This is a genomic window from Flagellimonas taeanensis, assembly GCF_003584105.1.
Lineage (GTDB): Bacteria > Bacteroidota > Bacteroidia > Flavobacteriales > Flavobacteriaceae > Flagellimonas > Flagellimonas taeanensis.
The window spans coordinates 27,300-41,481 of sequence record NZ_QXFO01000008.1; the positions used below are offsets into that span (position 1 = coordinate 27,300).

10 protein-coding genes are annotated in these 14,182 nt (G+C 36.7%); all 10 read right to left on the reverse strand.

From position 1 onward, the window contains the following. Positions 1-26 precede the first annotated feature (26 nt). Positions 27-764 (reverse strand): WecB/TagA/CpsF family glycosyltransferase, encoded by a 738-nt coding sequence (locus D2V93_RS02415; protein ID WP_119618247.1) that lies wholly within the window; start codon positions 762-764, stop codon positions 27-29. Continuing rightward, positions 757-1,926, reverse strand: a complete 1,170-nt coding sequence (locus D2V93_RS02420; RefSeq protein ID WP_119618248.1) for a prenyltransferase/squalene oxidase repeat-containing protein — start codon at positions 1,924-1,926, stop codon at positions 757-759. The genes D2V93_RS02415 and D2V93_RS02420 overlap by 8 nt, the downstream gene beginning before the upstream one ends. Positions 1,927-1,938: 12 nt before the next feature. Continuing rightward, on the reverse strand, positions 1,939-4,092 hold the full coding sequence (locus D2V93_RS02425) for a bi-domain-containing oxidoreductase (protein ID WP_119618249.1): 2,154 nt from the start codon (positions 4,090-4,092) through the stop codon (positions 1,939-1,941). Between the two features lie 4 nt (positions 4,093-4,096). Then, entirely contained in the window at positions 4,097-5,218 is a 1,122-nt protein-coding gene (locus tag D2V93_RS02430) for a hypothetical protein (RefSeq protein WP_147377345.1), read from the reverse strand. Between the two features lie 19 nt (positions 5,219-5,237). Further along, positions 5,238-6,437 carry an O-antigen ligase family protein gene (locus D2V93_RS02435; protein ID WP_119618251.1) on the reverse strand — a complete coding sequence of 400 codons (1,200 nt, stop codon included), beginning with the start codon at positions 6,435-6,437 and terminating at the stop codon, positions 5,238-5,240. Positions 6,438-6,464: 27 nt separating this feature from the next. Continuing rightward, on the reverse strand, positions 6,465-7,592 hold the full coding sequence (locus D2V93_RS02440) for a Gfo/Idh/MocA family oxidoreductase (protein WP_147377346.1): 1,128 nt from the start codon (positions 7,590-7,592) through the stop codon (positions 6,465-6,467). A 262-nt stretch (positions 7,593-7,854) separates the two neighbouring features. Continuing rightward, positions 7,855-8,826, reverse strand: a complete 972-nt coding sequence (locus D2V93_RS02445; RefSeq protein ID WP_182849922.1) for a glycosyltransferase family 4 protein — start codon at positions 8,824-8,826, stop codon at positions 7,855-7,857. Positions 8,827-8,960: 134 nt separating this feature from the next. Beyond that, positions 8,961-10,175, reverse strand: a complete 1,215-nt coding sequence (locus tag D2V93_RS02450; protein ID WP_119618254.1) for a hypothetical protein — start codon at positions 10,173-10,175, stop codon at positions 8,961-8,963. A gap of 20 nt (positions 10,176-10,195) precedes the next feature. Then, entirely contained in the window at positions 10,196-12,475 is a 2,280-nt protein-coding gene (locus tag D2V93_RS02455) for a polysaccharide pyruvyl transferase family protein (RefSeq protein WP_119618255.1), read from the reverse strand. 1 nt (position 12,476) lies between these two features. Then, on the reverse strand, positions 12,477-13,826 hold the full coding sequence (locus D2V93_RS02460) for an oligosaccharide flippase family protein (protein ID WP_119618256.1): 1,350 nt from the start codon (positions 13,824-13,826) through the stop codon (positions 12,477-12,479). Between the last annotated feature and the right edge of the window lie 356 nt (positions 13,827-14,182).

The window sequence follows — 14,182 nt, forward strand, 5'->3', positions numbered from 1 at the left end:
TGTGCCGTCACGAAGTTTCAAAGGTATCAAAATTTGAATCGCTCTTTTAAGACCAAAAAAATAAACTTGGTGTTTCCAATCAAATATCTTTTCCACATTCTTCCTGGTTCCTGTATGAGTCTGTAAAACCATTCCAATCCTGACCGTTGCATCAATAATGGTGCTCTTTTAACTTTTCCCGCCACAACGTCAAAACTTCCCCCGACACCCATTATGAAGTTCACATTGGATAAAACATGCCTGTTTTCGTATAAAAAAATTTCTTTCATCGGAGAACTAATAGCAACAAAAAGAATGTGTGCACCACTTTTATGAATTTGTGAAGCGATTAACTCTTCCTCACCTTTTTCAAAATAACCGTTCCTATACCCTGCTATAATATCTTTAGAATATTGGTTGGAATATTTTTTCACAACATCCTTGACTATCTCTTCCTTAGCTCCAAAAAAGAAAATTTTATATCCCTTCACATGGGCCAACTCAACAAGTCTCTGCATTAAATCTATCCCTGCAACACGCTCCTTAATTGGTTTCCCCAATATTCTTGATGCCCATACAACTGCCTGACCATCTGCGTTAATCAAATCGGCACTGTTTACACTTGTTCTAAGTTCTTTATCAGATTGCATTGCAACAATCTTACCTGCATTGACCACTACATGGTGAATCTGTTCGTTGTTTGAAATAGTTTTGGAAATTCTGCTTAAAGTTTCAGACATATCCAAATTATCTATGGATGTTTGAAGGATTTTTACTCTAGACATTATTTCCTTGATTTTTGATATAAAAACTCATTGCATAGAGCATCCAAGATTGTGCCCATCTCATATAAGGGATTTTTGAGCTTATATTTTTCTTTTTCTGATAATAAAAAAACCCTTCGCCGTCCTGCATATTGTCAATGGTCCACTTTAGAACCCGGTCAACAAGTTCAATGTTTTCATAGGCAAGGTTCATTTTGCAAAGTGTTACGGTTAGTTGCGCGGGGGAATGAATGTCTATGGGATAAACCTTATTGTTATAATATTTGGCCCTTCCATCTGCCATAAAAAAATTGTCCAAATAGTATTTAAGCCCCTTATCAATGTTCTCCTGAAAAGTATTGTCACCTGATATTTTGGTATATGCATAGAGGCATTCCAGATTGAAACCCGTGTGAAAACTATCTACCCATTGATGGTACGGGAGCGTACTATATGCCCAGGACCCATCATCATTTTGTTTATTACAGACATAAGCGCATATTCTCTTGGCCTCCTTTATATTTTCCTCCTTGCCTCCGTACCTGTAACATAGCGCAAGAAGCTTGGCTCCCAATAAGCCAGCGTTAAAAACTTGAGTGTTGTCCAATGCAGAATAGGAGAGGGTGTAGTTGTTACTTTCGTCATATGTCCTATTTAGGTCTTTAAGAACAAACTTTGCGCTACTTAGTGCAACATCTTTGTATTCCAGTTTTCCAATTAAGTCAAAGGCCATAAATAATGATTCAACCACAAAACTTGTCGCGACTACTGTAGGTGTCCCTTTAGGTTGGTAAAAAGCTCTCGCTTGCCAATCAAAATTATATCCCCAACAAGCTCCTGAATAACCATTTGATCTCAGTTCGACCAATTTGTCAGCTAAAAATTCCACCTTGTCACGGAATTCTTTCTTATCGGGGTATAGTTTGGCCATGTTGCAATATGCAATCACAAATAGGCCGATCCCTTTGGGATTATATCCTTTTTTTACGCCAAAAATTTTCCTGAAATTAAAAGGACTTCGCTTAAAAAGTTGGATCCAGGCAAGTCTGAAATAACTTGATTTCCCCAAAAAGGTCCGTTGGATTACCCAGCTATTCAATCCATCATATGGGTCCCACCCCATGTAATTTTCAGCCTCGCAATACTCTTTTAATCCATTAAACGATTCAGTGACCATATCCATGTAGGAAAAATATCAATTTATGGTTTGGGGCAACCCGGTTACCAAGGAATCGAGGATCTTAAAGGTAACCAGAGTGGTATTATAAATAGACTCAAATGGTATTGGCTCTTTACCATTGTCTTTCAACGAGGCCAAAAAAGCCATGACCTCTTGTCTATGTCCCTTACCTGATTCCTTTAATTTAATTTCTTTGTTGTTCTTGTGAATGGAGCCATTTCTAAAATCAAAAATTCTACCAATCTTTCCACCCGAAAACACTTCGACCAGCTCTTTGGGCATTGATTTATCCCCGTTGCCCAAGTACAGTAAATTTCCTATAGAGCCATCACCAAAAGAAACCACAACAGAAATATTGTCCTCTGGTGTAATCTGTGTATTATTGGTCTTTATGCATTCTGCATAGACCTTAACCGGTTTTGCATCGACAAAAAACTGGAAAAGGTCAATAAAGTGACACATCTCCCCTATGACCCTACCTCCTCCCAGCTCAGGATTCTGAGTCCAGTGTTCCTTTGGTATGAACCCTGCATTGATCCTTATATTGATTACCTTGGGTTCTCCATTGTTCTCAAACTCAGCTTTTATTCTGCTCGCCAAAGGGGAAAACCTTCTATTGAAACCAACCATCAAAAGGCCTTGATTTGTTTCATAGGCGCTTTTTACTTTTATGAGTTCCTCGGTGTTCATTGCCAAAGGTTTTTCGACAAATACATTTTTTCCCGCTTCTAAACATTCAACCACATATTTGGCATGCGAATTATGCGGGGTGGCTATGAAGACCGTATTTATGCCATCATTGTTCAAAACATCTGCAGAAGAGGTAGATGCGTTGTTGAACAAAAACTTTGAGGCAACGTTTTTAGCGGAAATCCCCTTAGTAGTTACTACCGTATCCAAAGATGCTTCTCCCCAGGATTTAACATGTGGTATCAAGTAACTTTGGGCAAAACTTCCCGCTCCAATAAACCCAACATTCAATGCTCCCAACGGTTTGTTTCTTGACAATGGCACACTGGTAGAATCTTTTCCTTCAGAAGAATCCGGATAGGACAATAAAATTCCAATATGTGGTTCTGGGTTGGTTCCCATAACAATTTCGTATGCCTTTTCCGCTTCTGAAATATCAAAAACATGGGTAGTTAAATCATTTAAGCGAATTACTCCTTGGGACACCAAATCCAGAAAGGCCTCCATATTTCTTTGCTCCGTATATCGGACATAAGCAAGGGGATAGTCATTGCCGTTTTCCTCATAGTTCACATCATACCTTCCCGGTCCGTAAGAACACGACATTTTCAGTTCCAATTCCTTTCTGTAAAAATCCGGGTCTCTTGGAATATCCATTTTAACAGCTCCGACCACGATTACCTTTCCTTTTTTTCGACTTATGATTGCGGAAAGTTCTATGGGATCATTTGATGAAGTTGCTGCTGTTATTATTACACTGTCAAATCCGTGTCCATTGGTAAAGTTGTCCGTGGCGGTCAGTAAGTTTTCGTCACCTCTCAAAAGAGCTTCATCAGCACCGCTTCCTTTTGATATTTCAACCAACTTGGGAGATAAATCCACACCAAAGACCCTACAACCATTCGCCTTCAAAAGTTGAACGGTAATCTGGCCTAAAAGTCCTAAACCGATAACACAAACCTTATCCCCCAGTCTTGGTTCCGCTTGTCGAACCCCCTGCAAGGCAATTGCGCCAAGTGTGGTATAACTGGCTTCTTCAAAGCTTACATTGTCTGGGATTTTGGCGACCAAATTCTGTGGCACCCCCACAAATTCTGAATGTGATGCATAATCCTGCCCTGCACAGGCCACCCGATCTCCGGGTTTGAAAATACTATTGCTGTCAAGGGAAGCTTTTATGACGCCGGACGTACTATATCCAAGGGCTTTCAACGAATCCAGCTTTGTTCGAACCTTGTCCAATGTTGCCTTTATTCCTTCCTTCTTCATGTTTTGGAGAACCTGTGCCACCAAATCAGGTCTTTGCTTGGCTTTGCCAATTAGATTGGCTTTCGCCACTTTTACGGTTCCTCTCTCCGTACCAGAACTTATAAGCGAAAACTTGTTCTCAACCAAAACCATTCTATCGGTAATTGCAGGAACTGGAACCTCATCTATATATAAATCTCCGGTTTTAAAGTTTTGTATAACCTGTTTCATTAATCTAAAATTGGAATGTCAAAAATTGGTTTTCATTGGAACTCATGGACGTATTATGAATTCTTTTTTCAAGGAATTCTTTGGAGCTGAATTTTCCATTTAAATCACATAATCTCGCATTTTCTATGATAGAATGCGGATTTCTTTCAGCGACCTGAGCTTTTAAACTAAAATACATATCTATAAAACGATATGTATTTGTATCATATGGATTAAAATATTCTAATAATGTGTGTTTTCTTTTACCGTCTTTATAAAAGTTCACCTCGGTTCCATAAATGTTGAACATTGTTAGGATTTCCTTTAACAACAGTGATGATTTCAAATCGTATACGTCAATGTCCTTAGGTATAACATCAAAGACGCCATAATCATTCAGGTGGTTTTTCTTTAAAATGCTGATTAGATAATTCCTGTTTAAATCATTCTTTCCATGACCCTCCAAAACTGAGCTGTTCACAAATCTGGCCAATTTATAAATTGACCTATCAAACTCAAACAAATTGGAAAAATTCAAGTCCAGTTTTTTTGTTAGTTCATTGGCACTTTGGGAAACAAAGGTACTAGCTATTTTATACTCTTCCAATCTTATCGAACAAACTTTTAGGTTCCCACCATTGCCTTCCTTTATAAATCCAAGCCTTAATTCTATGCTATCCAATCCCTCATTCCAAAACAGCAATTGGATCTTCTTTTTCTTTCTGTTGTACACGGCCTGATACTTTGATATGATTTTTTCATTTGCCGGGTCAGAGACAAATAAACCTCCAGGAACCTTGTCCAAGTCCATTTTTAAATCAGCTGTTATTTTATAGTATTGTTTGCCTTTTACGGGTACCTTTTGTGAAATATACCTTGGTTCCTTTTTATTGTTAAAAATGGCTGCGCAATTTACCCCAACAATTGTGTCATAAGGAACCACATATCGGTCTGTATTGTTTGTGTTCAATACATTCCAGTTCTGAGGTTTCCAATATTCATCCCAATAATTGAATTTTCGATTTTTTACCAATTCGTCCGTACCTATAGCCTTGGGGGATCTCTCACATGAAATCAAAAGGATTGATGCCCAAAACATCTTTCCAATCATTACACTTAAATTCCCAGAAATCCCAAAACTCTTCATAGGTAATAGTATTTCCTTTTCAATTCTTGATTTTTGCGCGATTTGTATTTAAATGGAAGGTGTAAAAAAAGGTCCAGAGAAATATCCCCTGTTCTCGTTCCAATACATCTTCTGAGATAAAAAAAAGTGCGAAAATAGCAGTAAATAACATGAAATCAGTTTCATATTTCCAGTACAAGGGGAAAAAGAGGGCGGCAAAAAAAGGTGTGATTCCCAAAAGCCCAAAGGCAGTTAGCACATAAAGATATTGATTATGGGGCCCAAATTTATTTTCGGCACAGAACAAAAATTTATTATGGATGAATTTATTCATAATATCTTTTCTATTGTCCCCTGGAGAAGTTCCAAAAAATACATTCTCTTTGAACACATCAAGGCATGTTTTCCATTTCGCCAGTCTTAGGTTCAGACTGTTTTTATGATCTCTGTCCGTGACTTGAACCTCCATGCTCAACACTTTGTCCAGCTTTTCCTTACTGTTTTTACTAAACAAAACAATCAATATTGGAATGGTCAAAAAAAGAAGAATTTTATAGTTTCTGTCCAACAAAGAAAAATAAAGAATCAAGGATAAAAAAATAAAAACTCCCATTATCGAGTTCAATAAAACTATATTGATTCCAATGAAAATCAACAAAAAACTTGATAGCATTATTGGGAAAACAAGTTTTTTGCCCAGAATAAAGATTGTTGAGATCACTAACGAGATCACCACATATGTTGGATGCCAATTTTTAAAAGGGCTCGTTAACCCGTAACTGATCATTCTATGGTACGGGCTTTTTTCAAAAAAAACAGTATTGGCATTGTTCAGAACAATATCGTAAAGACCAAGCATATTTGCCAATAGGACAAAGGCAATTGTGGAAAACAAAAAAGTTTTCCGAATCTTGATTGCCATATCCAAAGAAACCCTATGTGTCAACAATACAGGAACCAACAAAAATGTTAAATGTTGCTCGATTTCCTTTAATCCATTTAACCTATCATCAGTATATAAAAGGCTTATGACAAATAAGAGAAAATAAACAAGAATGGGCAATGATAGAAATAATGTTTGTTTGTTAAAATGGAGATAGTACTTGTTCTTAAGCCATAATAGAAAATGGCAGATAAAAAGAAACAATGCAAAATGATAATATGGAGACGGCAACAATGCACTTATCAAAAGAACATTCCATGTACCCAATCTTTCGGCATTTATTCTCCGTAACAACATCTTTTGTCGGTTTAATGGCCTATGAGCCTATTTCTTCAAATAAACATCCATATCCCTTGCTATGTTCAAATTACGAATATTTTCCCTATACATTTTTGACATGAAAAAGGTCGTCAATCCTGTTTTTATCATATCTTCTTTTTCATAAAAGGCCCTTGCTCTATTTTTATACGTGCTCAACAGGTCTATATACATTTTATCATGCCCCTTGTTCCTAATACGCTTTTTGGAAATGCTTTTCTTTCCTGTTTTGTGATATGTTGTTACTGATACAAAATCTTTGATAAAATAGGTCTCATCCTTGGTCCTGATCTCTATAAACTCTTGAACCCCTCTTAAAGAATTTCCTTTGTCCGATACGGTTAAATTGACCAAGGATCCTTCGGAATAAAGAATTGACGCAGATAATGTTTCATCTTCTGAGTTGCTGTCGAGCAAGTTGATCTCGATTGGATGGCCTTTAATCCAATAGTTCGATAAATCTATCCAATGCGTCAAATTACCTGTAATTCTTGTTCCCTGGTTCTCCCAAAAATACCAATGGTTTTTGCTGATAAGTATTTCCTTGACAGAAATGGTTATCACCTTTTGGTGTTGGAATATTCTTTTCCTGATCGTCCTACATATTGGAATATACCTTCTGTTATACCCTATTTCCAGCTTTGCGCCAGAATTATATAGCCCAATCAAATCGTCAATGTCCGTTATGGTAACGCAGGGGGGCTTTTCAATAAATATTATTGTGTCCTCATTTTTTTTGAAAATCTCTTTTGCGATTCTGGTGTGGTCTGAATGGTAGGTCGCAATAATGGCCAAGGGATATACCGTGTTTTCTAAATACGGATAGCTGTCTTTGGGTACAAGCCCAAAATTTTTATAGCCAAACTTTTCAGCATAGTTCTTTGCCAGTTGATAACTATAATCCACACAGAACATCTTTGCTGATTTGGATAGATTTGGTGCTATGTAAACCCTTGAGTAGTCTCCTAGGCCATAGACAAACACTCCTTTGTCCTCCTTTACCGGTGCAGTCGTGCTTTCTTCAACAGCGAGTTCGTAGTATGTCCGCCCTGCAGTTTCTGCCCTACAGTACTGGTTATAATGTAAAGTCTCCCCAAAAATTTCCCCATCATACTTATAAAAACGGTTGTCCACCACAAAATGGTCCTTTTCCCTAGAGGTTTGTGTACTATAATTGACAAGGTTTTCTCCTTGATGGCTGACCACTATTTTTGTCAAATAATTTGAAGTGCTGAATTCCTTGTCCTTTTTTGATCGTATTTTGTCCAAGGTCCTCACAAGCCCTTCCCTAATCAAAAAAAAAAGAGCTTTCCTATATTTATGGGTTACGTCGGGCCTGTTTGTGCTCTCCACTTCGATCTGCTCAATCTCAACAACCTTGTCGTACCTAAGCTGATTAAATCGTACTATTGACATTTTTTTTATTTAAAACTTCATCGAGAATCTTCAAGAAATTATCTATGAATATTTCCTCTGTATACTTGTTTTTATATTCTTGTTTGTTGTTTGATCTCATCTTCTCCAACACCTCTCTGTTATTTATTAAATATAACATTTTGTCTGCCAATTCCTCTGGAGACTCTGTGCTCACCAAAAAACCATTGACCCCGTTTTCGACCATGTCGGGAATTGCCCCATTGTTGGAAGAAATAACGGCCAGCCCCGCTTGGAATGCCTCCAATATGGTGATTGGGAAGCACTCATTCTTATAAAAGGTAGGAAGCACGAACACATCAGATTTAAACAAAAAGTTGTGCTTATCAGGGCCATAAGCGGGCCCAATGACCCGGACATTGTTTATTTCATTTTTTATAAGATGGTCCTTGATATCCTCCAATTTGACATCTGCCGATGGCCCTATGATATAGACCTCAAACTGGTCCGAATACCCTTTAAGCTTTGTTATAGCTTCTACAAACAATAAAATACCCTTGTCCTTCATTAAATTGGAAAGATATACAAACCTCACTTTGTGGCGGCCTTTCCTTTGTGAGTCCATGCTAATTTTTGGAATCCCGTTTGCCAAAATATGGGGTTCTTTGGAATAAACCGGTTTTATGTCCATGGTTAGGGATTTGGCCAAATGAATGATTTCGGCGTTCTTAAAAACATACCGGTACATTTTCCTTTTAAAGGAAGAATTCAATTCATCCCTTATTCCCTTTCCGTGCAAGTGGAAAAGAATTTTTTGGTTAAACAATTTTAATATGGTTATCAGTATAACGTCTTTATAGAATGCGAAACCTAATGGGGATAGAGTTAAATATACCAGATCATACTTATTCAGAATCAATTTTCGAACAAGCTTGAGGACAATCATACCTGCATTGGCAATTTTGCCAAAAGAAAAGCTCCCCATGTCCTGCATGCTTTTGGCAAGCTGGATTTCCAACAGATCCAATTCATATTGGTTGTTGACCTTGGCGTTTTCATAAATCGTTTTGTTTACCATGGAGGCACCATGAATAGGGGGGGGGAGTTGAACGGCAAATAGAATTTTTGTCATTGTGTTCCAGGCTTGTTAAACTTTAGACTAAATGAAAGTGTAAAAAATACCAGCCAAAAATATAGGGAGGAATGGGGCAACTCCAAGATTACATTAAAAGAGGCCCAAACCATTAGTCCGAGAATGGATATCATCAAAAATTTCAGTTCTTTTGTTTTTTCTCTGTCCTGAAAAGACAGGGGCACTATCTTCCGAATAGGGTAGAATAGAAACAAAAAGGGGACCATTCCAATATGGAAGGCCAAGGTTAGAAAGGAATTATGAGGAGCGACCAACCACCTAGAGAGCGGGTTGTAATCATTCACAAGCACATTTGAGCCGTATTCATTATATATTGCCGTGCCAAATTCCAAAGTGGAATAAGGTACCCCAAATCCATTGCCAAATATCCCGTAATTGGAAACGATAACATTGTTAAGTACATGTCCCCAATATTCCAATCGCCATGATACGTTTACATCCCTAAATTGAGGGAAAACAAAAAGTATTATTGAGGACAATGTTATAAGGGCAAGTCCTATTATGCGTTGTTTGGTGCTGATCTTTAGGAACAGAAAATATAGCAATACAACCAACAAAGCCAAAAAGGCGGAGGCATGGCCAAAACTAAAGCTTATTAGGAAGGCAATAAGCATTAAAAATGCACTTTTCAGCTTACTGTCCATATAGACCAATGCATAGGCTCCAAAGGTAATGGTTCCTAAAATAGCTATTGGGGAGACATAATTGTGGCCCAAAATAACTTCATTGTTGGTATAGCCCGTAAAAAAAACAAATAATAAGAATATTACTTGAATAACAATTGATGATTTGGAAAATAGAACTATAAATCTTGTGGCCCTTTCCACGGACCCGCGAGAGCGGAAAAAATAATTTGCCAAAAAATAGGCAATCCATATATAAATAAAAATGGCATATTGCCTTATGGTGAGAGGCAAATATTCGGAGCCATATTGTTTTATAATTGAAATAACCAAGTAGCCCAAAGATAACACCAAGGGAAACAGCATATGCGCCAATTGGTATTTTCTCCTAACTTTCAATAAAGCCAGAGCACATATTGCAACAAGGGCCACATCATACAAATAAATACCTGAAGATACCGGCGTTTTGGTAAACCCTTTGCCAAAAACAAGCAAGCCCAAAAACAACAATGCCAACAATGTGCTTACCGTTATCCTTATTTTGCCATATGAATCAATTTTTCTCAAAGAATAATCTTAATATTTTCCTATTTGTCCAACATCCTATCGATATGGGTTTTGAGGGTACTCTCATACTCCTCAAGGAATTGCTTATTAAGTTGCTTTAGCTGCAGTTTTATTTTCTCTTTATTTTCAATTATATAATTTAATTTCTCTTTTAAAATTCCATAATCCAAATTCTTGATGTTGATTAGGTTTTCACCCAACCCCAACTTATTGTACAAATGGGTCACTTTTCCCTTAGGCAACACGTATTCAACCCCTACGGTGGGGATTGTCAAGGCATTGGCAAAAACACTTGAATGAAACCTCATTCCAATGAAATAGTGGCACGTGGCAAAGTGTTCCAAGGTCTCCTTTGGAGAATAATATCCACTTAACAGGCTTGCCTTTTCTTTATTTTCTATGCCTTGATATATTAAATATAAGGCCTTCCTGTCGTCTCCCCCTACATGATAGGAGTTCATGGGTACAAGAACAACATGCCCGTCATTTTCTTGAATGAACTCATTTGCGATTTTAATGTAGGCCTCAATTCTTCGGTTCAAAGATTCATGGATGGTACAGCCCAAAAAGTTGTCATTCGGAAACACTCTGAAGGAAATTCCCAGCGTGGGCACTTCTGTCTTTGGCCCTGCTGCTTTTTGGTTCATGGCCCATATATATGCGGGATCAATTATGTTGGTCCTTAACGATCTTTCTCCTCCCAATCCTTTATTCACGGTTTCCAGGCTTTCACTGTCCCTTAAAACCACAAGGTCATTTTGCTCTATCATTGACAGGGCAACTTTTTTATATAGGGCTTTTTTGATTGGACTGAAGCCTGCCCCATAGATCATGGTATATTTTCCCAATCGATTGGCTTTATTGACAATCTCATAATGATCGTATAAATCGGAATAACCCATGATTGGTCCGCCACAATAGACAAAAAGGTCATGATTGCCCACTTGTCCTTTTATTTCATCTATTGTCAATATTTTTATATCATTTTTTTCAAGGTTTAATTCTATGAGAGTGCGTTCGGTATATGCCCTCATATTACTTGCAATGGTAAAGTGGACATCTTGATCAAAATATTCCTTAAAATACCTGATAATTTCACCATAAATAGCTTTGTCCCCAATGGTTTCGGTCCCAAACCAACCGTACAATAAAATATTTTTAACCTTAACTTTCTTGTTTTCAAGATTGTTTTTTGAGTTAAATCTTCTGTAAATCTCACCTCGGAGAACTCTTTTGGCCTGGGGAAGGTTATATTGATTTATAAAATACCGATAAATGTCTTTTGAAGTAGGTTTGCTTTGATAGTCATGCATACATGAATTGCAATGCTTATCAATCATTTTCTGGCGAATCCCTATATCATTTCGTTTATCCAAAAATCTTTTTAACAGTGTTGGGTGATCAAACTTTTGGAGTTCTTTGTCATATACTCCACAATAGGAAATTTTTCCGCTATCACTGAGATAGACACCCTTGTTCTTTGCAACACAGCTAGCCTTTCTTTGTAGGCCATACAGCATTTGATAACTGAGCATATCATACCATATGCGTTTGTTTATCCCAAATCTTTTATCCCTGGATAAATTCTGATAGAACTCCCATATGTAATATCTATCCTTTTGGGAAATGGCAAACTGATCGTGTATGTGTTCATTTCCAAGCCTTTCAATAACAGTTGCCACACCAAAGTAGGGTACAATTCCGTTGCTTAGACTATAAGCGTAAACATTAAAAACATCTTGATAGTTCCTTTTATGAATTGTCATCAATATACTTGGGACCATCCCATTGCCCTTTATGTGGCCAAATGATGACTCCAATTGGCCCCATGCATTTGGTCTTCCCCTTACTTCATTGTGTATTTCTCCAACCCCATCCATGCTCAAAACCATATTGAACTGTACTTTGTTTTGCTCACAAAGTTTTTTTATTTCAGGTAACCATTCTTTAATCCGATTTGGAAGCTGGCCATTACTGTTTATCGAAAAATGTTGAAGGCTTTTTAGCTTTGATACCAAAACAGCTATTACCTCCACCAAATCCTTTTTCATGAAAGGCTCCCCACCACTTAGTCCTATGGATTCAATGTTATCAAATAGGGGGTCTGATAATATTTCATCCAAACCCTTAATCGAAACCTCATCCCGTTGTTTAATTTCGTGGATATTGCACATTACACATTTATGGTTGCACAATGTGGCAGTCGGGTAGTTTAGAAAATATGGTTTCCCACTGACAATGTATTTGGCTTCCCTAAGAAGGTATCTTGAAGTTTTTTTTATTAAATCAGTAGTTCTCATTTTAAAAATATTTTTTCATCGATCTCATAAATCTCAACAAAACCCATCCCAATAATACTATGTTCAAAAGTATTAACACGTATGCATTTTCAATGGCATTATGTAGTGCAAGCTCAATCAAAAGCAGCAAAAAGCACGTCAAAAAACTAAATCCTAACCCTTTATAATCTATCCTAACCCTTTGTTTAAGATAAATCAATCCAGTAGTCAAATGAACCAATAAAGCTATTCCCAAGGCGAATATTATCCCTGTTGGGGAGTGGCCTATGATTGGCAAAAGTAGGAATAGTACAACGGCTTCTAAAATTAAAATCCTATTATACGTTTTTTGCTCTGCCAAATTCCTATAGATAACACCCAAATTCGCAGTCACACCCCTAAGTACCCCATACACCAGAATATATTGTAACAGTTCCATTTCCAACAATTCTATGTGGTTTATCTTTTTAAGAAAAACAGGTGCGGTGAAATAAATCAGTAAAGAAAACAGTGTTAGCAAAACCCCTGTTTCCTGTACTATTTTGTTAAAAACCAACGATAGGCTTTCTTTCATTTCCTTTTGGGCCGCATACACGGGATAAATCAATTTATTCAAGGGATAAATCAAAAAATTTGTAGGTGAAATCCCTATTAAAAAAGTGAAGGCATAAACGGCAAAGGATTCTATACCAATCAGTTTTGGAACAACCAAATCCAATCCTTGTCTAATAAAATAAGTTAGCAAAATAAATCCTAGTATTTGCTTTGAGAAATGAATAAGATTCTTGGCGTATTTCTTGTCAAATCCCTTTAAATTATGAACAGGTATAAAAAAATAGCTGACAACGGTCTGAATCACAAAATATAAGATATAAGCAAAAACCAATGCCCAAATACTCTTAAAGTGAATCATTAATCCAATACCCGCCATCAGACCCAACAAATAACTGCCTTTCTCTATAAGAACGATTCTGGCCATCTGTCTTTTCTTGTACAATTCATAAACCATAGGGTTTTTTAATGGTTCAAGCACAAAAATTATGGAAGAAATTGCTATCGGACCAAACAAATCAGAGGTTCCATAGAATGGATCAAAAAAAAAGCTTGACAATAAAAGTCCTATTGATATTATGAGTCCTTTTATCAGATTGACCTTAAAGATTGTATTCAAAATCCGTACCTCTCCTTCAATAACATAATAGTCTCCTATTCCGACTTCCATAAATCTCATTCCAAACATTATAACAGCCAAAATGATATTATATAATCCATATTGAGCGATTTCCAATTCTTGCGATGAAATAAAATTCAATGCAAAAAAAGCCATTTGGCCAAGCCAAAAAAAGATAAAAGTTACTATTTGGTTTTTCAAAAAAAAATTGAAAAGAAGGGTTTTTAACTAATTTTTTTCCTTGTTGAATTCGAATTTCTAAATAAATGTCTATTCTTTTTTCCTTAGGATTTTATGTGACATCCATTTTGTTTTTCATATTACATGTATGTTTAACATTGTATTTTCAAATACAAAAACAAATCTAGAACAAATATCCTCCTTTGGGATAAAAATCAATGCTTATAATTAATTTTTGAACTCTTCTGTTTTTATCCTGACATAATATCCTTCATGTGGTGTCAATAAAATTTTCTCCTTATGACATTTTGACCATAGCTTATGAAAGCTGTTCCTTTTTCAAGAAAACTTTAAGTCTTTTTAAATATGCCACCATA